Source organism: Epilithonimonas xixisoli, assembly GCF_004365655.1.
In the GTDB taxonomy this organism is placed as follows: Bacteria; Bacteroidota; Bacteroidia; order Flavobacteriales; family Weeksellaceae; genus Epilithonimonas; species Epilithonimonas xixisoli.
In genome coordinates, this window is record NZ_SOEO01000001.1 from 1,458,260 (window position 1) to 1,481,276 (window position 23,017).

At 37.2% G+C, this 23,017-nt stretch carries 23 protein-coding genes; 5 read left to right on the plus strand and 18 right to left on the minus strand.

Features of this window, described 5'->3' with window-relative positions:
* Window positions 1-14 precede the first annotated feature (14 nt).
* From B0I22_RS06740 to B0I22_RS06780, 9 genes are all read right to left on the minus strand, one after another.
* Window positions 15-374, minus strand: a complete 360-nt coding sequence (locus tag B0I22_RS06740; RefSeq protein ID WP_133943865.1) for a helix-turn-helix domain-containing protein — start codon at window positions 372-374, stop codon at window positions 15-17.
* The gene (locus B0I22_RS06745) at window positions 350-775 is read right to left on the minus strand and encodes a MerR family transcriptional regulator (RefSeq protein ID WP_133943866.1); all 426 of its coding nucleotides are present in this window, start codon (window positions 773-775) and stop codon (window positions 350-352) included. The genes B0I22_RS06740 and B0I22_RS06745 overlap by 25 nt, the downstream gene beginning before the upstream one ends.
* Before the next feature lie 74 nt (window positions 776-849).
* Window positions 850-1,269 carry a hypothetical protein gene (locus B0I22_RS06750; protein WP_133943867.1) on the minus strand — a complete coding sequence of 140 codons (420 nt, stop codon included), beginning with the start codon at window positions 1,267-1,269 and terminating at the stop codon, window positions 850-852.
* Window positions 1,266-1,625, minus strand: a complete 360-nt coding sequence (locus B0I22_RS06755) for a DoxX family protein (RefSeq protein WP_133943868.1) — start codon at window positions 1,623-1,625, stop codon at window positions 1,266-1,268. The genes B0I22_RS06750 and B0I22_RS06755 overlap by 4 nt, the downstream gene beginning before the upstream one ends.
* 72 nt (window positions 1,626-1,697) lie before the next feature.
* A complete protein-coding gene (locus B0I22_RS06760) occupies window positions 1,698-2,066 on the minus strand; it encodes an SDR family oxidoreductase (protein ID WP_133943869.1) in 369 nt (122 codons plus the stop codon).
* A gap of 143 nt (window positions 2,067-2,209) precedes the next feature.
* Entirely contained in the window at window positions 2,210-2,725 is a 516-nt protein-coding gene (locus tag B0I22_RS06765) for a hypothetical protein (RefSeq protein WP_133943870.1), read from the minus strand.
* Window positions 2,726-2,747: 22 nt separating this feature from the next.
* Window positions 2,748-3,974: a DUF7933 domain-containing protein gene (locus tag B0I22_RS06770; RefSeq protein ID WP_133943871.1), complete on the minus strand. Its 1,227-nt coding sequence runs from the start codon at window positions 3,972-3,974 to the stop codon at window positions 2,748-2,750.
* 112 nt (window positions 3,975-4,086) lie between these two features.
* Entirely contained in the window at window positions 4,087-6,501 is a 2,415-nt protein-coding gene (locus B0I22_RS06775) for a hypothetical protein (protein WP_133943872.1), read from the minus strand.
* A gap of 63 nt (window positions 6,502-6,564) precedes the next feature.
* Window positions 6,565-8,853 (minus strand): Ig-like domain-containing protein, encoded by a 2,289-nt coding sequence (locus B0I22_RS06780; protein WP_133943873.1) that lies wholly within the window; start codon window positions 8,851-8,853, stop codon window positions 6,565-6,567.
* Window positions 8,854-9,673: 820 nt separating this feature from the next.
* Between B0I22_RS06780 and B0I22_RS16335 the strand changes: the two genes are divergently transcribed.
* The 4 genes from B0I22_RS16335 (at window position 9,674) to B0I22_RS06800 (ending at window position 13,349) form a co-directional block, all read left to right on the plus strand.
* Window positions 9,674-11,347, plus strand: coding sequence for a helix-turn-helix domain-containing protein (locus B0I22_RS16335; RefSeq protein WP_246022155.1), 1,674 nt, complete (start codon window positions 9,674-9,676; stop codon window positions 11,345-11,347).
* 199 nt (window positions 11,348-11,546) lie between these two features.
* Window positions 11,547-12,059, plus strand: coding sequence for an isopentenyl-diphosphate Delta-isomerase (gene idi, locus B0I22_RS06790; protein ID WP_133943874.1), 513 nt, complete (start codon window positions 11,547-11,549; stop codon window positions 12,057-12,059).
* Window positions 12,060-12,112: 53 nt separating this feature from the next.
* Window positions 12,113-12,628: a hypothetical protein gene (locus B0I22_RS06795; protein WP_133943875.1), complete on the plus strand. Its 516-nt coding sequence runs from the start codon at window positions 12,113-12,115 to the stop codon at window positions 12,626-12,628.
* Window positions 12,629-12,695: 67 nt separating this feature from the next.
* Window positions 12,696-13,349: an NAD(P)H-binding protein gene (locus tag B0I22_RS06800; protein WP_133943876.1), complete on the plus strand. Its 654-nt coding sequence runs from the start codon at window positions 12,696-12,698 to the stop codon at window positions 13,347-13,349.
* Window positions 13,350-13,385: 36 nt separating this feature from the next.
* On the opposite strand, the gene galE is transcribed toward B0I22_RS06800, so the two are convergent.
* Both galE and B0I22_RS06810 read right to left on the minus strand, forming a co-directional pair.
* A complete protein-coding gene (gene galE / locus B0I22_RS06805; RefSeq protein WP_133943877.1) occupies window positions 13,386-14,405 on the minus strand; it encodes a UDP-glucose 4-epimerase GalE in 1,020 nt (339 codons plus the stop codon).
* Window positions 14,406-14,866: 461 nt separating this feature from the next.
* On the minus strand, window positions 14,867-15,994 hold the full coding sequence (locus tag B0I22_RS06810) for a DegT/DnrJ/EryC1/StrS family aminotransferase (protein ID WP_133943878.1): 1,128 nt from the start codon (window positions 15,992-15,994) through the stop codon (window positions 14,867-14,869).
* Window positions 15,995-16,136: 142 nt separating this feature from the next.
* Here B0I22_RS06810 and B0I22_RS06815 point away from each other — a divergent pair, with 142 nt between their 5' ends.
* On the plus strand, window positions 16,137-17,741 hold the full coding sequence (locus tag B0I22_RS06815; RefSeq protein WP_246022156.1) for a S8/S53 family peptidase: 1,605 nt from the start codon (window positions 16,137-16,139) through the stop codon (window positions 17,739-17,741).
* Window positions 17,742-17,867: 126 nt separating this feature from the next.
* Here the strand turns inward: B0I22_RS06815 and B0I22_RS06820 are convergent, their stop codons facing one another.
* From B0I22_RS06820 to B0I22_RS06850, 7 genes are all read right to left on the minus strand, one after another.
* On the minus strand, window positions 17,868-18,305 hold the full coding sequence (locus B0I22_RS06820) for a VOC family protein (RefSeq protein WP_133943880.1): 438 nt from the start codon (window positions 18,303-18,305) through the stop codon (window positions 17,868-17,870).
* A 24-nt stretch (window positions 18,306-18,329) separates the two neighbouring features.
* Window positions 18,330-18,854 (minus strand): DinB family protein, encoded by a 525-nt coding sequence (locus B0I22_RS06825; protein WP_133943881.1) that lies wholly within the window; start codon window positions 18,852-18,854, stop codon window positions 18,330-18,332.
* A 15-nt stretch (window positions 18,855-18,869) separates the two neighbouring features.
* Window positions 18,870-19,310 carry an SRPBCC family protein gene (locus B0I22_RS06830; RefSeq protein ID WP_133943882.1) on the minus strand — a complete coding sequence of 147 codons (441 nt, stop codon included), beginning with the start codon at window positions 19,308-19,310 and terminating at the stop codon, window positions 18,870-18,872.
* Window positions 19,311-19,321: 11 nt separating this feature from the next.
* Entirely contained in the window at window positions 19,322-20,173 is an 852-nt protein-coding gene (locus B0I22_RS06835) for a VOC family protein (RefSeq protein WP_133943883.1), read from the minus strand.
* Between the two features lie 46 nt (window positions 20,174-20,219).
* Window positions 20,220-20,633, minus strand: coding sequence for an SRPBCC domain-containing protein (locus B0I22_RS06840; protein ID WP_133943884.1), 414 nt, complete (start codon window positions 20,631-20,633; stop codon window positions 20,220-20,222).
* A 123-nt stretch (window positions 20,634-20,756) separates the two neighbouring features.
* A complete protein-coding gene (locus tag B0I22_RS06845) occupies window positions 20,757-21,524 on the minus strand; it encodes a DUF3108 domain-containing protein (RefSeq protein ID WP_133943885.1) in 768 nt (255 codons plus the stop codon).
* Between the two features lie 97 nt (window positions 21,525-21,621).
* Entirely contained in the window at window positions 21,622-22,890 is a 1,269-nt protein-coding gene (locus B0I22_RS06850; protein WP_133943886.1) for a glucose-1-phosphate adenylyltransferase, read from the minus strand.
* Window positions 22,891-23,017: the final 127 nt, after the last annotated feature.

Here is a 23,017-nt window from a genome sequence, read left to right on the forward strand (position 1 = left end):
TACTAATAACAACTTTAATTTTTAATGACAGCAAACTCATTCGTAAAAATCTTTCTCCACTTAGCAATCGTATTTCTGCTGGTTTTGAAATGGTTGGCTACCTGAATATTGTTTAATTGATGCGTTTTCTGATACTCCAAAATATGTAAAATATCGGATTCTTTGTAAGACCGGAATTTCTGATTAGACATTTCATTTTCCTTACTGCTTGTTCCAAAAATTCGCCTGTTCAGTTCCAAAATATCCAAAACGGTCAACTCAGTTTTCTCCAGCAAAGATCTGCAATTCTCTCTGATTCTGGGATTTTTTCTATTGATAATATCTGTGTAAATCCTTTTGTAATCGGGAACTACATGTTGTATTTTTTCATCCATTTGTATAAAGTTGTTTTTGGAATTCTGTAATCCGACATCACTTGAACTGCTGTTTTTTCATTATTCTTAATCAAATCCAGAACAAAATCTATAATCTCTTTTGTGTAAATATTTTTGCGAAAAACGGGCAATGCCGAAGGAGAACCACCATTCGGTTTCTTGGCAGAAGACGGCGAAAATAGAATCAAATGTTGCGAGTAAACTCGGAAAAAATCATATTCCAACAGCTTGCTCCAGCGCAAAAGCAGATTTGCATCCAAACTTTTTGAGTTATACATTCTGTCTAAATCATCCTCCGAACATTTGAAAAAATTACAAATACGCGGTACTTCTACTCCATTTTCGGCAACACTTTGTTTGATTAATGAGCCAATGTGTATTTCTTTAAAATCAACTGCCATTTTACATTTTTTATAACACCTTTCAAAAAATTAGAAGAGATCAATTATATTCTCGAAACAGATTCCTGCGATGATTAATGAGCTTGGCCGATATCCAGACGGTCAAATTTCCCATCCGTATTTTGATGAAACTTAAAGAAAACTCTGAATGTTCCCCAATTTCCGGCTTTGAAGTTTCCGTAGATATCTTTTCCATCATTTTCCACCTTATCGATGGTCAGGAATTTTTCTTTTCCCAAAGCTGTTGCAAAGAAACTTTTGAAATCTATTTTGTTCTCATCATCCGTCATCGTCGGATTTTCTGTAAAGTAAGAGTACCAGATTTTGTCTCCAGAATCGAGTGCTTCTATGGCTTTTCTTACGTTGTTGTTTGTGATTTTATCCAAATTCATCGTTTTATGTTTTTGATTAATGATTTTCTTCTCTTCTTTTTTCTGTGCACAGGCTGATATGAAAAGACAACTGCTTATCAAAATGGAAAATAGTTTTCTCATAAAGAAGTTCCATTTTTAAGCGGATGTTGTAAGTAAATGATGACTAGATTAATCATTAGAAAAGGTAATTCTACCAAAACTCCTTTCAAATCTCGATTCAAAAGATGGAAACAAATGATTAGCAATATCCCCGCAGCCATTAGAAAATTTCCCCAAACAAAGGTCTTTGGAAAAAGAATCATTATTGCGGCGATGATGGTAATGGCACCATTTACAGCCAAAGCAGTCTTGTTGAATCCCCATTTGCTGAACATATCCAGCATCTCCTGCTTTCCGGAAAACATGGCATAGCCTTGCTTAGTTCCCATAAATACAGCGGTGAGAATCAGTATGGAATTGATTATTCTTAATATCATCTGTGTGAGTTTTTTAGAGAAGAAAAATAGATAATTGATCTTAAAGCCAATTATCCATTAGTTTCAAGTTGATTATCTTGTGGTATAACCACCATTAGCAAAAATAGTTTGCCCTGTGATCCACCAACCATCTGTTACAAGAAATTCCACCAAAGGAGCAATATCTCTAATATCTGTCAGTCCGCCCAAAGCAGCCGCAGATTTGTGATAGGCAACCGCGTCATCGCTTTCCTGTCCGTAGAAAAATGGCGTATCCACTGCTCCCCGAGCCTGAACCTCAGCTAGAGTTTTTTCACTTTCTGTACGTGAACTTTCGCTGTTGTAATGTATTGCTAATTTTGCACCTTTTGCCGCAAAATCTCTGCTTAATAATCCGCCAAGGTTTTTACCACCTCCGGCAATTAAGACAACTTTTCCTTTTACATTGTGTTGATTTGACATTGTATTTTTTTTTATAATTATCAAATACAATAATCCACATTAAAAGCCATTTTCGTACGCTTATTTTTTATTCATATGGAATGTTTTCAGAAATTATTCCAATCTTAATCAATTAGTTAACAACTGATAATCAATTAGTTAAATTAAGGTTTCCAAAAAGACCAAACGGTGCCGTTATATACTGCTAGTTGTTTTTTGGTTGTATCATACACCATCATTCCAGAAGCAGGATTAATGATATTAAGATGCGGACTTGCCACTCTTGGAAGGATCATCGCTTTGTCGGTATCTGTCAATACCAAAATTCCATTGGTAGAATCTGCTCCATTTGTTCCTATTCCGGTTTTAGCGGTTGTAAGTTCTGTTTTGGTTTGCTGAATGGCAATATCAGATTTACCTGTTATATCTACTGAAAGATCAAACCAATCATTATTACCCTTTAGATATTTTACTTTGTGATCTGTATTATCAAATATCACAGAACCGTTTTCTGTAATACCAGACTTTTCCTCAACATAAGGCAAAATAATTCCCTTATTTTCAGCATCTGTAAATTCCAGAGATACTGAAGTGTTAGTTATGGTTGTTTTGCCTATGGCAATCTGTGATTTGGCAGTTATTGCTGTGAAGCACATTAAGATTAATAAACTATTTTTCATTGTATGTGTTTTAAATTTTATTTTAGTTAATTACTGGACCTGCACCTGTACTACCTGCCGCACAAGGCAAAATCACCAGACATACATTCCCTATATTATTGGAAATATTGGCACTTGCGTTTGAGATATTACTTGCCGTATTTGTAAACGCTGCCGGATTACTGCCACAGCTAGCGTTCACTTGTCCAGGAGCACTGGTAACATTCACGGTAATAGTCGCTGTAGAACCAGCTGCCTGGTTATAACCGGATACTATAATAGACGTTCCGCCTCCAGGTGCTACAACCGATCCTCCTGTAAGCCCCGATACTACAACATTAGGCGTTGCAGCGATACGAAGACCACTAGGAAGAATATCTGTAAAAGCCAAACCTGTTTGCGCTGTGTTACCGGTAGAGGTATTGGTCAATGTAAAAGTATAAGTGGCAGTACCTCCTTGTCTGATACTGGAAGGAGAGACACTCTTGGTAAGTACACTTGGCACTGTTAGATAGAAATCATCATAGATATAATAAACGGCTTGGTTATTAGCTAAGCTCGTAGTACCAGGTCTTAGTTGTCCAAAGGTAACAAATTGCTCAGTGCCGGTTGCTGTGTATTGAAGCGTTGCTTTTACCCAATTATATCGAGATGTTGCGCCATATACATCTGTATTGGTATTAGGAATTAATACCCTGCCGACACCAAAATCATTTCTAATGGAAGTATAACGAGGTGAAGTATTTCCAACAGTATTTGCTAATGTTGGCGCGGCAGTAGAAAATACAGCACCCAGATAACCTTGCTCATCACTTGGCAGGTCATAAAAAGTAATCCCTGCAGGCTGGTTGAACCTAGCTGGTTGGCTACCAAACAAGTGCGCCACATAGAAAGACAAAGTATAAGTCGCACCAGCTGTTAATGTACCGGAAAGTGGCATTGTCATATATTCTTTATAATCTGTAGCATTGATAGAGCTTCCTTTCATTTCCAAGAATGTCCCTGCATAAGCAGTTCCACTTCTTGGCAATATTTTATCCGAAAGGTTGAAGCTCCCTTGGGTGTTAAAATAATCCGGAGTTCCTGCAAATGAGCCCATTGGATTAATCCATCCTGTAGCTCTGCTTAATTGGGAATAATTATCGGGAATTTGAGAATAGGTCTCATATCCCGGATTACTAATTCTATTCTGAGCATAGCTCAACATACTTGTCATTACAGCAATCGCCGTAATAATTCTCTTGATGCTAAATGAAAACAGACGATGCATAATATTATAAAATTTATTTATTATTAAAATTCCTTTTGATTTCGCCCAAATACAAGTTGTATGTCACTCCGATTCAAAACTTAAAATTGGCATATTTGCGTATTTTGAATTACTAAGATGTTTTTGAATTAAGAACCGGTGGTTCGGTTCCTGCAGGGCAAGCTCTCACTCCAAAGTTATAGTTACTCAAGCTGGAAGTGACTACCGTCGCAGAGATGATACCATCTGGTGTTCCGTCTCCGGAGCCTGTGTTGTTATTCTTGTTCTCTCCTGTCGTTACCCATCCCGGGATGGTGTGATTGATAGGTGTTGTTGAGATATTAGACCCTATCGAATAAACATTAGATGAAAGATGCAATGTATAGTTTTGGTTAGTCCCAACATTGATGCTGTAAGCTCCGTTGGACGCTACTGCAACACTGTTTACAATGACACCACTACTGTTTACCAAATAAACATAACTTGTTCCTGCGGAGATTCCTGATTCTCTACTGTCAATTACTGTATTGGCATTAATATCGTTAAAAACAGTACCTGAAATCGTAGGACAAGCTGCAATCACAACATCTACATCATCATAACCTGTACAAGTTCCTGTAGTAATAGTCCATCTTAGGGTATAAGTTCCTGGAAGTGTCATTCCAGTAACAGTCGTGTTATACAATGAAGCATTAGCAAATACCGGTGTAGCTCCAGAAGGGGCTGATACCACTGTCCACGCACCCGTTCCCGGTGTAGGATTGTTACCTGCCAATGTCACCGCGGTGTTACAGATTACATTCTGATCACTTCCTGCATTGGCATTGACTTGTGGCGATACAGTAATAGTAAATGTTCCTTCAAGCGATGTTCCGGAACAAGCATATTCTCTATCTAAAAATGGACCTACTCCTCCAGCATTAGGCACTGCTTTTATATTGAATGTATAAGCACCCGGAGTTGTTAGATTACCAATTACTGTAGAAGTACTGGTAAGTGTTCTTAAATTGGCAGCCTCAAATGTAGGGATACCTGATCCTGCTGGTTTTGAAACCACTGTAAAATCGTATCGTCCACGGAAATCTTGAAAATAACTACTGTTAACCACACCTTGATAAACGGCGGGCAAAGGAACAGTTGCGGTTACGACTCCAGTCCCGGGATAACACACAACCATATTGTTTACACTGACATTAGGACGCGCACCATCAGATATATGAATATAATATTCCTGAGAAAGTTGAGTTCCACAAGGTGTACTTGTCGCTAGATTAAATCTATAAGTTCCGACTCGCCATCCGCCTGCTGGAGGCGTAACAGTTGCACTTCTATCTCTTGTTCCATTACCTGCTGTCACAATACTGGGTGCTCCACCTGGAGGTATTATCCCATTTGGTATTACTGTTGTTACAAGTGTTGGAGAATCCGCAGCATTGATAGTGAACCTGAAAGTAATCGGCGTTGTGCTTCCTGCCATATTACATTGAACTTCTCCACCAGTACTGCTGGCATAATAAGTTGTCATTTGCTTCGGTTCAGAAGCTACCGAAAAAAAAGGATAGCTCGGGAGAAGACCAGGATAAGTATAGGTAATAACAGGAGTTGTGTAAGTCCCTCCCGCTGCATTTGTAATTGTAAATGTAATTCTATAATCACCAGGTACAGTTACACCATTAAGCCATATGTTACCATTATTAAAATTTCCATAAGTGATATTGCCACCAGATGGCTGGCTAATAACATTCATAGTTATGATAGTGTTATTATTTGTACTACCAGCAGCACCATTAGTTGTTGATGAAAATATAGGGGACGTACTGGAAAACGGAAGATACTTCTGCTCTGTACTGTTCCAACATCTGGAATAGGTAGTTGGTACTACTATCTGCGGATTAGGAATAAAACGAACAATAGCTGTATCTTCATAATAACAATTCGGATTAGTAATTGAAGTGATTCTTAAAGTGACCACATATGCGGGATCCTCATTGTGATCTGCTTTTTTTGTAAGAGTAAAACTCGTAGAAGCAGAAGTAGGAGATCCAAATGTCGCATTGGTATTAACAGTAGTTCCAAAATATTCTCTTCTCCAGATATTATAAGCACTCCATTGTGCTGTATATCCCGCAGGAACTACACCCGTTAAGTTGACAGTACCTACAGTAGCAAGAGTAGTCGTTTGATCTGCACCTGCAGTAAAAGTAGAAGCATCTCCTGGTGCTGTAATGGTCACGTCTGAACTGGTAGGACCTGTATTACAAGTCTGAGAAATACGGAATACGTAATTCCCAGGATAGGTCAAACCGGTAACATTAGGCTTATAAGCATTGATATTACTAATGACAGGATCTGGTGCACCCGCAGGTTTGGACACCAAACTCCACGTAGGATTTCCTACTGCGTCACCACTTACGCTTCCATCCAGCGTATAAGTGGTTCCGCATATAGTGCCACTTGCACCTGCATTCACAGTACACTGTGCAGAAATCGAGACAGATCCTGTTACCAGGAATATGAAGAATAAAATGTATGTTTTAAAAAATTTCATCGTGTGTAATTTTAATAATAAAAAATAAGCGGTTTATTTTCTTTTAACTAATCTATTGTTTGATTAATCCGGGCAAGCTGGAGTGGTGAAACAATGCCAAGCCATAGCTGTATCTCCATCTTTCAAAGTGTAAATCTTCAAACACTTATTCGTGATATCATAAACCATCATTCCTTCTACAAAGTTGGCTGCGCTAATTCCCACTGGAACATCAGGTGTCAAAACATTGTTATCAGCATCCGAGAATGCTACACGGTTTGGTACAAAAGCTTTTGTTTTGGATTCCAAAGCAATGTGTCCACCTTTTCTTACCATTGGCCAGTTATCACCTTGCTCTACACCAGCCCTTCCTAGAGAAGAAATCCCTACTTTGGTATCTAGAGTAGCTCCTCCAGTTGTTGCTCCTGGCTTGTAACAAGCACTGGAACATTCAGAATCTATAGCTACCAATACTGGTGTACCAGCAGGAGAATAGCAATTGTTTAGCGAGTCATAGAAGAAAGGAAAATATATCCCTTCACCGACTGCATTAGGATTTAATATTTTTCCTACGGGATTATTTTCCGGAAACCACTCCACCACTGATCCTGCTGGTGGCGTAGCTTGTGGAAGGCTTGTAAGATCTATCCTTGTATAGTTGCAACAAGTATTAGAAACCACTACTATTTTAGTACCCGGGCTATAGCAATTACTTGCCGTATTACGGTAGAATATCCAATAATTGGTAGGCGTGGTGGTTGCCATTACTATCCCACTACTAATCAAAGTAGAGGCAGATGGCGTTGCAGAAGTATGCCACTCTGCAACTGATCCTGACGGCGCTGTCCCAATATCAAATCGAGTATTCAAATTAACAGAAACCGGATCTGCAGCAGAACAGTTTTCTACGTTAACCAAGGCCGTTGGAGAAGTAGAAGTACATCCAGTGCTGTTCCCTACAACAACATAATAATACATTGTACCCAGAGTATTAGTTGGTGGCGTATATATTTCCGTATTGGCTGCTGGAATCAGTGTCCCTCCTGTATTGCTATTGGAAGTATTACTATACCATTGGTAAGTCGTAAGCGGTCCATTGCCACCAGCAGTAATTGAAAGATCATACGGCGTACTGTTTAGCGTTATAGTCTGTGATGGAGGTCCTAATGTCAGAAAGCTTGGCGCTGAAGTGACAGTCATTGGCACTCTTGGAGATGAAGTTACAGAACCACAAGAATTTGATACTGTCACATAGTAATATCTCGTAGAAAATGGATAATCTGTAGGAGGCGTATAGCTACTGGATGTTGCTCCAGAAACTGTGATAAGGATTCCCCCAGAAGCGGCTGTGCTATAATACCATTGATACGACGTAGCATTAGTTGCAGTAACTGATAGTGCAGTAAACGTTCCATTTACACAGACATTTTGTGGTGTCGTGGGTTGCGCAGTAATAACAGGAGACGGTGTGACAGTAACTCCTCTAACATTAGAAGCTGTAGAGCACCCAGATGAATTTGTAATAACTGCATAGTAATAGGTTGTTCCTGGTGTATTGGACGCAGGAGGAGTATAAGTTGAGGATGTTGCACCACTAATGGCTGTTCCTCCGGAGTTAGTGTTGGTTGTATTAGAGTACCATTGATAAGTTACGCCAGTTGCAGATACAGAGAGAGTGGTTGGTGTAACATTTTGGCATACAGTCTGTGTGCCTGCGGTTAAGTTAGTCGTGAAAGTGGGGCTATTTTCAACGGTTACGTCATTGCCAGCTGGCATATAACAGTTGGAGCCCGAATTGTAATAATATGGGGTATAAGTTCCGCTGGATATTGCATTTTCAGTAACATCATTTGCACCCTGTAACCATCTCAAGCTTAACCCAGTAGGTGTAGAGCCCGTGACATTCGGTGTCAAAGCAGATCCTACTGTTCCAGAAAGATTAGAGATACAAACATTGGGTGTGCTATTTGGTATAGGGCTTAGAAATAGTCTGGGGTTATCCAAATATAAATCAGTACAAGAAGCACTCGTTCTCCATGCATAATACTTGACCGTATAAGTTCTACCCGGTTGCATTTTGTATCCATCGGGCGTACTATCTACGTTAAAATTGTTGATCAGAGTAGAATTGATTAATGTTGTCTCAACATTTGTTGAATTATCTATAATGGCAATTCGCAAGTAATATGCTAGTCTATCTACAGCAGTAGCAGGAGTATTTAATACGCCATCATAAGCTGCAATTGATGCTGAGAATCTAGTTGGATATAAAATGGGAGAATTAGTTGCCGTTGTTATAGTATAACTGTAATATACACTTGCATTATAAGACGTTCCTATGCCTGTTTTTCTGAACAAAGTAGCATCCCCCATTCTAATTGAGCAGAATGTTTGATTGTAGGAATTGACAAAGGTTCCGCCTGATATATTTGAAACTGTAATAAATGGTGATAAATTGGTCGTTTGGAAATTCCTAAATCGATCTGACGCATTGTCAGCAAAGAATGTAATAGTTTGTGGATTATTGGAACATATTGTCTGCGAATATTGCAGGACGCCCGTAACCAAAAGCATAATTTGAAAGATTTTTTTAATAGATTTCATCATTAAGTGTGTTTAGATTATTATTCTCAATGCCAATCTAATTTGTGTCACAAGAGGTGGAATAGAGAGATAATTATTTCTCGAAAAAATAAGCTAACGCATAGCAATCACAAGCCAAGATGTGGATGTGATATGGGCAATTGATTATAGTATTGCATCAATTGCTCTTTCAGAAAGAGAGTATAAATTCATCATGTAAGTGTGTTGTATTTGTTATGTGTTTTAAAATAGCACTACAAAAAGTGATATTTTCTGCGTGCAATAATAAGAGAACAATGAAAAAAGGACAATTAAATGATAGCAGAAATGCAGAAAAACAGCAATCAAAATTCTATAATTTTAGCCTATTTTAAAATCAGTATTTTACAAATAAAGACTACTGATTATTAATATTTTAAATTAATATACATACAGAATAATATCCGAATAAATGTTTCATTATATTCGCAAATAGGGATTGGTATTTTTACTTTTGAAAAACTAAATTAAGTCCCTAAAACTAAATTTAATCTAAACAAAAAAACACAATTGAATATTTTCATCAATCTGTAGATGATCCCTTATAAATATCTAAGAAAATCAAACCTTTATGTATAAAAAAAGATTGTTCTTTTTTTTGAGTTTTTTTATAATCTCTCAATCTGCTGACGCACAAGAACTAAACCTAAATGAAAAAGCGGTATTAAGTAGTTATAACAAAAATTCTGATAACGTAAACCAAATAAAAAAACTATACCTCTACTCCAAGAAAAAAAATTACAAACAAGGAACCTTAGCCGGACTGCTGGAATTACAAAAACATTATCTCGTAAGTGGCAACACTACTCTTTCTTTAAAATTCAGTTATGAAGCAGAGAAGCTGGCAAAAGAGATACAAAACAATGAGTCGCTGAGTTCCATATATCTCTACCGCGGACAAGCCTCTGCAAGATTGGATTTATACAAAGAGGCAAAAGAGAATCTACACAAATCCGTTGCTTATAGTCAAAAAATAACGGATAATGTTGAAAAGCAACTGCAACTAAGCACCATCTATGCAAATTTTGCAGGAATGTATGAAGGTAATGAACATGATTCCATCTCACATTACCTTCAAAAAAGTCTTGAAGCTGTACAAAGCGCCCCAACAGAAAGATTAACCGATCTACAAAAAGACAATTACTATAAGCTTCTAATGACTGCATATAGCAATATGGGAATGCTGTACACCTATATTGTTCAACCTGCAGATCTTGACAAAGCGGAGCCATACTTTCAGAAAGTACTAGAATTTTCTAAAACTGCACCCAAATATTTTGAAGCAAATGATCTCGAAACATATAAAGCTGTCGGAGTTTTCTACAGCAGAAAAAAAGATTTCAAAAAAAGTATCGAATTTTTAGAAAAAGCAGTACAGATTGAAAAACACAAAAACAATCCCAGAATGCGTTTGCTCCTGTATAAAGAAATTAAGGATTCCTACGAATCTTTGAGCAACCTTCCTAAACAAAACGAATATCTGGAACTCTACTCCAGCCTAAATGACAGCATTAACAGAGCTGATAAAAAATCCATCATAGAAGAATCCAGAGACACGATCAAAAAATCTGCAGAAACTACAAAATTGAATCAAAGCAGAGATTTGAAAAGCATCATTCTCATTGCATCCGCCTTAGTTCTTATTTTGGTTCTAGTCATTTGGATTGCTTTTTACAGAAGAAATCAGAAAATTAAAAAAAGCTACTCGACATTGATAGAAAAGCTGGAAAAGGAAAAAGACAATCAAAAATCCAATTTCAACATTATCAATGACATTATTGAAGACATTGAAGAAACTGTAACAACAATTGATATTAATCCGACTGAATATCAAGACAATAATAATGTCAATCCAAAAGTAGCAATCTCCAACGATACAGAAAGGAAAATTTTGAAAAAACTGAATGCCTTTGAAGATTCTAACAAATTCTTAAAAAAAGAGATCAGTTTATCCTCTATGTCTCATCAAATCAATACCAATCCGAGATATCTTTCGGATATTATCAGGACTCACAGAAATCAAAATTTCAACAGCTATATCAACAGTCTGAGAATCAACTACATTGTCCAAAAACTTTACAACGAACCAAAATATAGAGAATATAAAATCAGCTATCTTGCGGAAGAATGTGGCTACACGTCGTCTCAGGTTTTTGTAATTGCCTTCAAAAAAGAAACAGGTTTCACGCCTTCCTATTTTCTTGATAATCTTAAAAATGACCAATTAAATATTGCTAATGTTTAGATATCAAATTCCAAAAGTTATTTTTGAAAAAGTTATGAATATGAAAAAATATCAAACTTATGAAAAACACCTGAAGCCAGCCGAGCAAAAAACAATTTATCAGCCTTAAAATTAATTTTAGAAAAAAATTAAAACGACTTAGCACCATAAAAATAGGAATATTGCGGCTAAAAAATTAGTTTAAAATCCTTATTTTTGTATTATGGAAAAAGTGGTTTTGGTAAATCCAAATGACGAAGTTTTGGGACAAATGGAAAAAATGCAAGCTCACGAAAATGGGCTTTTGCATCGTGCATTTTCCGTGTTTCTGTTCAATAACCAGGGCGAAATGCTTTTGCAAAAACGCGCAAGCGGAAAATACCATTCGCCAAACCAATGGACCAACGCTTGTTGCTCACATCCAAGACTCAATGAATCTTATCTTGATGCAGCCAAAAGACGCACAAAAGAAGAACTGGGAATCGATTGTGAGTTGACGGAAAAGTTCCATTTTATTTATAAAGCAGACGTTGGAGACGGACTTTGGGAACACGAATTAGATTATGTTTTCACGGGAAATTTCTCGGGAGAATTTGATTTGAATGCAGAAGAAGTTTCAGAAATCCGTTATGTTTCTATCCCGAATCTTGAGAAGGAAATCAATGAAAATCCTGAGCATTTTACAGAATGGTTTAAAATCATCTGGGCGGAATATCGCAATCAGTTGAATTAGTTGATAAAAAACGAAAATAGTTATTTGTTCAATCAAATCTTGTAAAACACACAATGAAATATGTCCAAATTAGCTTGAAAAATTTATTTATAATCTATGTTTTTTCAATTGCTATTTTAGCATTAATTTGTAAATATTATTTTCAAATAATTGATGAAAAAAGTCTGCACAATGCATTTTATAAATACATTTCTGTCTCCTTCGTAATAATATTTTCATCGTTAGTAGGTGTAATTTGTTATAAATTTGGGTTTGATAATAAAGAAAATAAATTTTTGCTGAGAATTATTGGTTATTTTTCATTTATCGGCGTAGTCATTTTTATCAATATCTGTTTTTGTTTTATTTTTTTAGTTTCATTTAATTCAATTTTAAGAAAATCAAATGAAACATATTCATTTCATGGTCATATTACCAAAGTTGAAAGTTATAAATTATCAACTACTATTAGCTTATATGATAAATCTTTAAAAGAAACAAAGAACTTTTCAGTTAACAAAGATTACACGGTAGGCGAATATGTAACATTCCATCTTAAAAAAGGAAAATTCGATATTTATTATAATTAAATAATTTAAAACCACAAAAGTTCAATCCCGAAAATATTGCTTAACTTTATTATCAAAACTTAATACAATGAAAGCTTTGATAATTGGCGCTACTGGCGCTACCGGAAAAGACCTTGTGGATCAACTTTGTTTGGATTCCGACTATGAACAAATCGATATTTTTGTAAGAAGACGTTCGGATTTTCACCACGAAAAAGTGAAAGCACATCTTGTAGATTTTGACCAACCGGAAGAATGGAAACACCTCGTGAAGGGCGACGTTGCATTTGCGTGTCTCGGAACGACGCTGAAAACAGCAGGTAGCAAAGACAATCAATGGAAAATTGATTACGATTATCAATATAATTTTGCAATAGCGGCGAAAGAAAATCAGGTGGAGGATTTTGTTTTAGTTTCCTCTTACGGCGCAAATCCGAATTCTAAAATCTTCTATTCCCGAATGAAAGGTGAACTGGAAGAAGCCATCAAAAATCTGAAATTCGAGAAAACAACCTTCTTCAAACCCGGAATGCTGGAGCGAAAAAACACCGATAGAAATGGTGAAGTTTTTGGGTTAAAGGCATTAAAATTCATCAACAAATTAGGGCTTTTCAAAAGTCAACAACCGTTGCCAACTTCGGTTCTAGCAAAAGCGATGATCAATGCTTCAAAAATTAAATCCAAGAGTTTTTCTGAGATCAGCTTGCATAATATTTTCAGTTTTGCGGAGAAGAAAAATTAATAAAAAATCCAATCAGTTTTGATTGGATTTTTTCTATTAGTTTGTTCGTTCTTTCAGGTATTTTTGCCATTCCCAAGTGGTTCTGAGCGCTTCTTCCAGCGTTGTTTCGGATTTCCAACCGAGTTCTTTTTCAGCTTTGTCTGCGTTCGCATAAGCGATGGTGATATCACCTTCTCGCCTAGGGCAAATTTGATAAGGAACTTTGACATCATTTGCCAACTCAAAAGCTTTTACAACTTCTAAAACTGACGAGCCTTTTCCTGTTCCCAAATTGTAAATATCCAGAACGGTTTCTTCTTCAGAATTTATAAGTTTTTTAAGCGCTGCAACGTGCGCTTTTGCCAAATCCAAAACATAGATATAATCGCGAATCGCAGTTCCGTCTTCGGTTGGATAATCATCTCCCCAAACGTTCAGTTTTTCTCGGATTCCCGCGGCAGTTTGCGTCACGTAAGGAACAAGATTGTTCGGAATTCCGGATGGCAACTCTCCAAGCAAAGCCGATGGATGCGCACCAATTGGATTGAAATATCTTAATAATGAAACTCTCTTCTGATATGCTTTTGAGAAATCCTTTAAAATATCTTCGCCCATTTGTTTGGTTTTCCCATAGGAAGATTCTGCCTCTTTCAGAGGTGTGCTTTCGTCAATTGGCATTTGGTCGGCCTGACCATAAACGGTGCAAGATGAACTGAAAATAAAATTGGAAATGTTTCTCTTTCTGAATTCCTGAAGGATATTAATCAAAGAAAAAAGATTGTTCTCATAATAATCCAAAGGCTTCTCCATACTCTCGCCCACTGCTTTGAAAGCGGCAAAATTGATACAACCTTCGATGTTATGAGCCTCAAAAACCTGGGTTAACAATTCTTTCCTCGTCAAATCGAAAGGATAGAAAATTGGGCGTTTCCCAGTGATTTCTTCTATATTATTAAGAATAAATTTTTCTGAATTTGAAAGATCATCAACAATGATGACTTCAAAATTATTATTGATCAATTCCACAACTGTGTGAGAACCGATGTAGCCGAGACCGCCTGTTACGAGTATGGACATAGTTTTTAGTTATAATTTTAATCTTGAGGTTTCCCTATTTCGTTTAATTCGTAGAAACTTATTTTAAATTTATTTTTGGTATTAAAATAAATTAATGAAGTGAAAATTAGTGTAAATATACTTATCAAAATAATGAAAAATATTTGTCCATTACTTCCTTCATATTTCAAATAATGAATGTTGAAATCGTAAAAATTCAACAAAATACCTAATACATAAATAATATTAAGAAAAAGTATAGATTTTTTTGGTTTAAACAATAAGACAATTAAAGCAAAGAAATAGATAATAAAATATCCACAATACAATAATAATTCACTTAAATGATTTCTATCGAAAAAGCGATCATCATTAGAAAAAATGAAATAGCTTAAACTCAAAACAGTAATAATAAAAAGAATTAAATTAAATATAACATTTAATAAATATAATGTTTTACTACTAAAAATCTTTTTTTTCATTTATTTCCCAAAAAACTCCAAGACAGAATCCGTAATATACTTCAACTGTTCTTCGTCCAATTCTGTATGCATTGGCAGAGAAATTACTTCATCTAATAATTTGTCTGTATTCACAAAATCGGCAGGATTACTTTCTTGATAATAAGCTTTCTGTTTTCTAAGCGCCACAGGATAATAGATCATCGCAGGAATTTCTTTCTCTGTAAGATATTGCTGAAGTTCGTTGCGCTTTCCGTTGGTGATTCTCAATGTGTATTGATGAAAAACGTGTGTGGAATTTTCTGCTCTTTTTGGCGTCAGGATATTTTCGTTTCCGGCAAAAGCTTCGTCATAATAATCCGCTGCTTTTCTTCTGGCTTCGTTGTAAGAATCAAGGTTTGGAAGTTTTTTTCTCAAAACTGCCGCTTGAATGCTGTCCAATCTGGAGTTAACACCAACCTCATCGTGATAATAACGTTCGTACATTCCGTGGTTGACGATGCCTCTCAATCTGTGAGCAAGTTCATCATCATTGGTAAAAATAGCGCCTCCATCGCCGTAGCAACCTAAGTTTTTAGACGGAAAAAATGATGTCGTGCCGATGGTTCCCATTGTACCGGCTTTTTTCTCAGTTCCATCAGAAAAAATGAAATCTGAACCAATTGCTTGTGCATTATCTTCAACAACGTACAAATTATGTTCTTTAGCAATTTTCAGAATTTCTTCCATATTGCCACATTGTCCAAAAATATGAACCGGAATGATTGCCTTTGTTCTTGGCGTGATTGCTTTTTTGATTGCTTCTGTATCAATGGTAAAAGTATCGTAATCTACATCTACCAAAACAGATTTCAGTTTCAGTAAATGAATCACTTCCACCGTAGCAGCAAATGTAAAATCTGCTGTGATCACCTCATCGCCTTCCTTCAGGTCCAAAGCCATCAACGCAATTTGGAGCGCGTCTGTTCCATTGGCACAAGGAATCACGTGTTTTACATCCAAATATGTTTCCAGATCTGCTTGGAAAGATTTGACTTCCGGACCATTTATAAAAGCCGCAGAATCCATCACATTCAAAACTGCATTGTCAACTTCACTTTTAATTTTATAGTATTGGCTTTGTAAATCAACCATTTGGATTTTCTTCATAATCAAATATTTATTATTAAACGCATCTGAAAGCATTATGAATATTAATAAAAATAATTCTTCGGACTGATTTCAAATGCAAAAACATTATTTTGTAAATTTACATTTATTTATCAGTTTAAAAAATCCAAATCACCAAAACGTGAGAAAAATCTTTACAATTTTGTCGGTTAGCTTTTCTTTGATAGCAACGGCTCAAACCGAATTAGTTTTCGTGTACTTCAAAGACAAACCCAGCAAAGCGGCATTCTATTCCAATCCATTATCGGAACTTAGCCAAAAATCTTTGGACAGGAGAAGCAACCTTGGAATTGCACTTTCGGATCAGGATGCGCCTATTGAACAAAGTTATATTACTAATATTCAAAACCTTGGATTTACAGTCACCGATTACTCCAAATGGCTGAATGGCGTGGCGGTGAATGCGACTCCAACTCAGATTCAAACTTTAGCTCAACAAAGCTTTGTGGTTCACGTGGAAAGTTTCGTGAGAAATCCAAACGGCGGAAAACGCAACGAAAAAATTGAAAAGTTCAAAGATCTGCAGGAAATCGGAAACAAATCCGCACTCACCAATTTCAACTATGGCTACGGACTGCCGCAAGCCAATCAAATCAACGTCCGCGCCCTTCACGTGGCGGGATTTACAGGTACGGGAATGACGATTGCTGTGATCGACACCGGATTCCCTAGTGTGAATACAGGAAATGCTTTCAAAAGACTTCGGGACAACGGACAAATCAAAGGCGGTTATAATTTCATTAATAAAACCTCCGACATCTACAATACGTCTCTGAACTCCCATGGAAGTGTTTGCCTGGGTGCGATTGGTGGCTATTTGGATGGACAATTTGTAGGAACTGCTCCAGATGCCGATTTTTATCTTTATGCTTCCGAAGACGCTGGAAACGAAATCCCCGAAGAACAACTCTACTGGATAGAAGCGGCGGAAGAAGCCGACAGAAAAGGCGTGGATCTCATCTCAACATCATTAGGCTATCACACTTTCGACGACAGCCGGTACGATTACACCTATGCAGATATGAATGGGACGACATCCTTCATCGCCCGAGGCGCACAAATTGCGACAGAGAAAGGAATCTTCGTCACTTTTGCTGCCGGAAACGACGGAAACAATAGCTGGCATTACGTTGCCACACCAGCTGACAATGAGAAGGTTTTCACGATTGGCGCCGTTACAAGTCAAGGAACCAGTTCTTCTTTTTCATCCTACGGACCGAATGCAGACGGCGTTGTAAAGCCTGATGGCGTGGCGAGAGGGACAGAAACTTTTACAGTTTACGGTGGACAAGTGACCCAAGCCAGTGGGACATCTTTGGCAAATCCTGTAGCTGCGGGTGGCGTTGCGTGTCTTTTGCAATCGTTGCCGAAGAGCATTTCTCGTGAAGCGGTGAAAGACAAATTGAGGCAAGACGCATCACTCTATCCAAACTACGACGATCAGCAGGGCTACGGCATTCTCAATTTTTACAAAACTTACCAAACGCTTGGTGTTACAGACCTTAAGAAAACGCAGATCAAAATCTATCCAAATCCAGCAAAGAACTTCATCAATATCTCAACTGAGAAACCAATCCAATCTGTAGAAATCTATGATGTATTGGGAAGATTGATAAAAACGGAAACCAAAAACAACGTTAATATTTCTCAACTGGCTAAAGGAAATTACTTCCTCAAGATAAAAACCAGTGATCAGGAATTGATCGAGAAATTCATCAAAGAATAAAACAAAATCAAGAGTCATAATTTATTTTGGCTCTTTTTTTTTTTAGAATCTTTGGAAAGTGAATTATGTAACAACACATCATTTAATTTAAACAAAAAAGCTTTACAATCGCAAAGCTTTCATTCTTTATCCTTCATATCCGGAATCCTTACTGAAATTAATCATCCAGTAAACTCCAAATTTATCTTTGAAACTACCGAAATAGTCGCCCCAGAATTGGTCTTCCATTGGTGCTTCCACTTCGCCGTCTGTAGAAAGTGCATTGAAAATTCTGTCGGCTTCTTCTCTGCTTTCCGGGAAGATCGAAATGTAATTTCCGTTTCCTTGCGTGAGAGTTTGGCCAATGGAAGGCATCGTGTCAGACGCCATCAAAAGGTCTTTCCCAATTGGCAATGCGATGTGCATCACTCTGTTTTTTTCTTCTTCTGAGAAGTTTTCGGTTCCGGGCGCATTTCCCATTTTCATAACGCCTCCCACGAATTCTCCGCCGAAAACAGATTGGTAAAATGTGAAAGCTTCTTCTGCTGTACCATCAAAATTGAGGTAAGGATTTAATTTTGGCATAAGTCAATATTTTGTGATTAGTATTTAGTATTTTAGGTCTTTATCGAAGTCATATTTCATTGCGTTGTAGCCCAGAATCTTTCTCATCAAGGCAATCTGTCCGGAGATGTAATCTTCTCTGCTGATGCACATTCCCACAAAATTCAGAGTGTTTTCTTTGAAAAAATCAACGCCCATTCCCATTGGAAAATCTTGGTCTAGATCTTCGTCTGTTGCATCCAGCAATTTCTGATAAACCAATGGTGAAATCTGATGAAAATTCGCTTTTAGTTCTTCCAAACTTGGATAACTGAAACTCTCATCCAAAGCTTTCCCTTGGAAAAACAAATCGCTGTGCGGGTTTTTCGCATCCAATCCAAGAACATTCCCCAAGGCGTAACGCATATCCAGAAAGTTGCCTACCATCCAAATAATGTGGTTGGTTTTCCCATCGATTCTTTTCTTTGCATCTTCTTCGGAAATACCGTCCAGAACCATCATAAACGTTTGCGAATGGGCTCGGAATGCGGGAATGATAATGTCCAGTTTTTTAGAATTCGGTTGATCCATAATTTTATTTTTAAATTAACTTTCTGAAAGTTTTTTAACAATCTCCAATCCTTTCATGAAGCCGTTATCAAACATTTCTTTGTAGTTTTCATGGGAATCTACTGTGGCTTTTAGCAGAACTTTTCCGTTGCTTTCTTCGAGATAATAGGCTTCTTTGCTTCCGCTCCAGACTTTTATCTTTTCGCTTTCGGTGTCTTCTACCCCATCGGTCATTTCTCCCAAATGTTTGAAAATTATATATTTATTTTCCTCCATTTTATCTATCGTACTTACCATTCCGTTTTTCTTGCTGGAATCTGTGAAATACGTTTTCCCACCTACTTGCCAATCCGTTACTATTTGGGAATCCGGGCTAAAGAAATACGTCCATTGCGGGTATGTCTTTTCGTTCCAAAGTACGTCCCAGACTTTCTCTGCTGGTGCATCAATCTCGATTTGATATTTGAAAGTTTCCATAATATTTTGATTTATGAGTTGTAAGCGTCTTCTATGTCTTTGATGATGATTTTCTTCATTGTCATCATGGCAGCAAAAGCTTTTTGGGCTTTTTCCACTTCGTGTGTATTGGTGAGTTCTATCAGTCTGTGAGGAACAATCTGCCAGCTGAATCCATATTTGTCCTTCAGCCAACCGCACATACTTTCTGCGCCTTCTTTGGTGAACAGGTTCCAGTAATAATCAGTTTCTTCCTGATCTTTTGTCATAATGGTCATAGAAGTTCCTTCTGTAAAATCTGCATTATGGTTTTGCGAGCTGTCCATCGCCATCATTACATAATCATTGATGATAAACTGAGCGTGTGCTACGTTTCCCGCCGTATCGCCTTGACCTTCCTCATATTCCAAGATACCTTCTATTTCAGAGTTTGGAAAAATACTGGTGTAATACTTCAACGCTTCTTTGCAGTTGCCATTGTTTTTTCCGGTAAACATCATCACGGGAGAAAACTTCTGTTTTGCTTTTTCTGTCCCGAGGTACAGCTGCCAAGAAATCCCGTATTGATCTTCTACCCAAGCATATTTTTCGCTCCAAGGATAGGCATCCAATTCCATCATGACCTTTCCGCTTTCTGATAATTTTTGATAATAGCTTTCCACTTCTTCTGCAGAATCGCACATCACCATCAGCGATAATGTAACATTGGGTTTAAACATTGGGCCGGCATTCAGGAGCATCAATTTCTGACCTTCAATCTCTATGTCAATCACCATTGGTGTGTCCAGCGTTATTTTAGAATTCCGAAATACCGATGTATAGAATTTGGCAGCTTCTGCTCCATTTTGATTGAACCAAAAACAGGGAAATAGGTTGTTGTTCATAATTTTGATTTATAAATGATGAATGATAGGTGATATTTTGAATTTCCTAAAGACTTTCTGAGTAGTTTTTAAAATTATCTAAAATAGCTTGCCAGCCATCTTTCTGAAAATCCAGTGGATTCATATTTTCCGGATCAAAGTTTTCTGTGACTTTGGTTTTGTCTTCCGATATTTTTTCAAAGATTACTTCGATGTTTCTGCCGTCTTCGAAATGGTATTTAATCCATTTATTTTCTACAACTACATCGTAAATCCCTACCAAATCGAAACCGAAACTTCCGTCTTTGGCCTGCATTCGCACTTCTAACTTCCCGCCTACCTTCAAATCGTTTTTGGCAGATGGACATTCCCAACTCTCGTGTGCGAAGTTCCAGTTTACAATATGTTCTGGTAGATTGAAGTGGTTCCAGACTTCATTTACAGGCTTGTTAATTTCTGTTGTAACTGTCAGTTGATTCATTTTTATTTCTTTTATTTCTTTTATTTCAAAGTTAAATTTATTTTGAATCCGCCAACTTGCCTTAGGATAATTTTTCTGATATTAAACAAAAAATCACTCGTAAAAGAGTGATTTTCAATTTGTTTATTTTTTAAAACTTAATGGATACTTTACATTACTGAAGCTATCGATACTGGCTTTCAAAGATCCTACTGCGAGTTCTGCTTTTATGAGAATAGGAACTTTGTTTTGATCATTAGAAACCCACAAAGTAACACCTTCTTTAGCTTTGAAAACACGACCACTCATCACAGACGGTACAATTTTCAGACAATTGATTTTACCAAATTTTGTAGAAACATTTTCTGTTCCTACGACTTTTAATTGAAAAGGGAAAACCTCATCATCTATCCAGACATTCATTTTCAAAGTGCTACCTACTCTCAGATTTTCAGAAGGCTGACTTCTGAGATAATAGAAACACGAGAGTATATCCTGAATATCATTGGGAACTTTCACCGTTTTAGCAGGTCTGTCGGTATGTTTTTTATCGACTAGGACCAGCGTATTGTTGTTCGGATTGAAGGTACTTTGCAGATTTTGCGTGTAGCTTCCTTCGGATACATTTCGGACGTAGAAAAGCGGTTCTTTATTTTCATTAATATAACTTTCGTACACGTCTTCCACTTTGAAGAACGCTTTGGCTGCTCCGCTGGTTTTGCCAGTTCCCTTCACATAGAAAGCCGGCTGGCCTTTGTAAGAAGTTTTGGTGGTAGCAAGCGTTGCACTACCAGCAGTTAGAAATCCGTAGTGGACTCTGTAATTCAGAACTTCGCCTGCATTGATATTATCGAACTGCGCCGAAACCGATGTGAAAAATAAAAAACTGATTAGAAAAAATATATTCCGCATTATTTACTGTTTATAGTCTAAACCTTAGACAAATCTTTTGCCAAAATTAAAAAATAAAACCTTCCGAAGTCCGAAAGGTTTTTAATGTATGCTGTTGTTACATAATATTAGTTCCGTCGGGGATTACCGCATTTTTCTTCACCACTACGATGCCATCTTTGATGGAGTGCGTGTCATAATCACCGTCTGGATGGTGTTTTCCGCCAATGATTCTTACATTATTCCCGATATAACAGTTTTTGTCCAGAATAGCTTTGTCGATATAACAATATTTTCCAATTCCCATACTGGTGATACCATCAGCTTCGTTTTGAGCCACTTGCTGTGCGGTTTGGTAATAATCCGCACCCATCACATAAGAATTTACAATGGTAGAACCTCTGTCGATCCTCGTTCTGTTTCCGATGATGCAATTATCAATCTTATCTGCCAAAATGATACAGCCGTCTCCAAAAATCGTTTTGCTTACATATGATCCATTGACTTTGGAAGGTGGAAGCATTCTGGCTCTGGTGTAAATAGGATTGGAACTGAACAAGTTGAACTGTGGCAAATCTTGCGCAAGATCCAAATTGGCTTCGTAAAAAGACTCAATCGTACCAATGTCTGTCCAATAGCCATCATATTGATAACTTAGTACACTGTAATTCCCAATAGATGCCGGAATGAAATCTTTACCAAAGTCATCACCCTCGTGCTCATTAAACAATTTCCTCAACACATTTTTGCTAAAGACATAGATTCCCATAGAAGCCAAATATTCTTTGCCTTGTGCTTTGCTCTCTTCACCTGTATCGGAGCTCCAGTCCTGAAGAATATCCAGTCCTGGTTTTTCTGTAAAAGCTGTGATATTGCTATCTTCATCTGCTTTCATAATTCCGAATCCTGTAGCATCTTTTGCTGTCACCGGGATGGTTGCAATGGTAATATCGCCGCCATTCTTCTTATGAAACTCTATCATTTCCTTGAAATCCATCTGGTAGAGCTGATCTCCGGAAAGAATCAAAATATATTCGTACTCGTACTTTTCCAAATGCTTCATCGTCTGGCGAACCGCATCTGCCGTTCCCTGATACCAGTTTTCGTTTTCAACATTTTGCTCCGCAGCCAAGATATCTACAAATCCTTTGCTGAAAATATCAAAGTGATACGAGTTTTTGATATGGGAATTCAAAGAGGCTGAGTTGAACTGGGTAAGCACCAAAATCCTGTTGAGCCCAGAGTTGAGACAGTTAGAAATGGGAATATCTACCAATCTGTATTTCCCAGCAATGGGAACTGCTGGTTTGGACCTGCTGTAAGTCAATGGGAACAATCTGCTTCCTCTGCCGCCGCCTAGTACAATAGAAATAACACTTTCCTTCATAAATTGTATTTTTTGTTTTCAAAAGTTATGGCTGTCATTATTTTAATTGTTACTGCTATTAAAATAATTGAGACAATGGTATAACTCTGTTTGGTTACTATTTTATTTTGATTAAAGTTAATTAATG

Bases quoted from the DNA above. Each gene is read 5' to 3' on its own strand.
- B0I22_RS06740 (WP_133943865.1), bottom strand. From the start codon at position 374: ATGGATGAAAAAATACAACATGTAGTTCCCGATTACAAAAGGATTTAC.
- B0I22_RS06745 (WP_133943866.1), bottom strand. From the start codon at position 775: ATGGCAGTTGATTTTAAAGAAATACACATTGGCTCATTAATCAAACAA.
- B0I22_RS06750 (WP_133943867.1), bottom strand. From the start codon at position 1,269: ATGAGAAAACTATTTTCCATTTTGATAAGCAGTTGTCTTTTCATATCA.
- B0I22_RS06755 (WP_133943868.1), bottom strand. From the start codon at position 1,625: ATGATATTAAGAATAATCAATTCCATACTGATTCTCACCGCTGTATTT.
- B0I22_RS06760 (WP_133943869.1), bottom strand. From the start codon at position 2,066: ATGTCAAATCAACACAATGTAAAAGGAAAAGTTGTCTTAATTGCCGGA.
- B0I22_RS06765 (WP_133943870.1), bottom strand. From the start codon at position 2,725: ATGAAAAATAGTTTATTAATCTTAATGTGCTTCACAGCAATAACTGCC.
- B0I22_RS06770 (WP_133943871.1), bottom strand. From the start codon at position 3,974: ATGCATCGTCTGTTTTCATTTAGCATCAAGAGAATTATTACGGCGATT.
- B0I22_RS06775 (WP_133943872.1), bottom strand. From the start codon at position 6,501: ATGAAATTTTTTAAAACATACATTTTATTCTTCATATTCCTGGTAACA.
- B0I22_RS06780 (WP_133943873.1), bottom strand. From the start codon at position 8,853: ATGGGGGATGCTACTTTGTTCAGAAAAACAGGCATAGGAACGTCTTAT.
- B0I22_RS16335 (WP_246022155.1), top strand. From the start codon at position 9,674: ATGTATAAAAAAAGATTGTTCTTTTTTTTGAGTTTTTTTATAATCTCT.
- B0I22_RS06795 (WP_133943875.1), top strand. From the start codon at position 12,113: ATGAAATATGTCCAAATTAGCTTGAAAAATTTATTTATAATCTATGTT.
- B0I22_RS06800 (WP_133943876.1), top strand. From the start codon at position 12,696: ATGAAAGCTTTGATAATTGGCGCTACTGGCGCTACCGGAAAAGACCTT.
- galE (WP_133943877.1), bottom strand. From the start codon at position 14,405: ATGTCCATACTCGTAACAGGCGGTCTCGGCTACATCGGTTCTCACACA.
- B0I22_RS06810 (WP_133943878.1), bottom strand. From the start codon at position 15,994: ATGAAGAAAATCCAAATGGTTGATTTACAAAGCCAATACTATAAAATT.
- B0I22_RS06820 (WP_133943880.1), bottom strand. From the start codon at position 18,305: ATGCCAAAATTAAATCCTTACCTCAATTTTGATGGTACAGCAGAAGAA.
- B0I22_RS06825 (WP_133943881.1), bottom strand. From the start codon at position 18,854: ATGGATCAACCGAATTCTAAAAAACTGGACATTATCATTCCCGCATTC.
- B0I22_RS06830 (WP_133943882.1), bottom strand. From the start codon at position 19,310: ATGGAAACTTTCAAATATCAAATCGAGATTGATGCACCAGCAGAGAAA.
- B0I22_RS06835 (WP_133943883.1), bottom strand. From the start codon at position 20,173: ATGAACAACAACCTATTTCCCTGTTTTTGGTTCAATCAAAATGGAGCA.
- B0I22_RS06840 (WP_133943884.1), bottom strand. From the start codon at position 20,633: ATGAATCAACTGACAGTTACAACAGAAATTAACAAGCCTGTAAATGAA.
- B0I22_RS06845 (WP_133943885.1), bottom strand. From the start codon at position 21,524: ATGCGGAATATATTTTTTCTAATCAGTTTTTTATTTTTCACATCGGTT.
- B0I22_RS06850 (WP_133943886.1), bottom strand. From the start codon at position 22,890: ATGAAGGAAAGTGTTATTTCTATTGTACTAGGCGGCGGCAGAGGAAGC.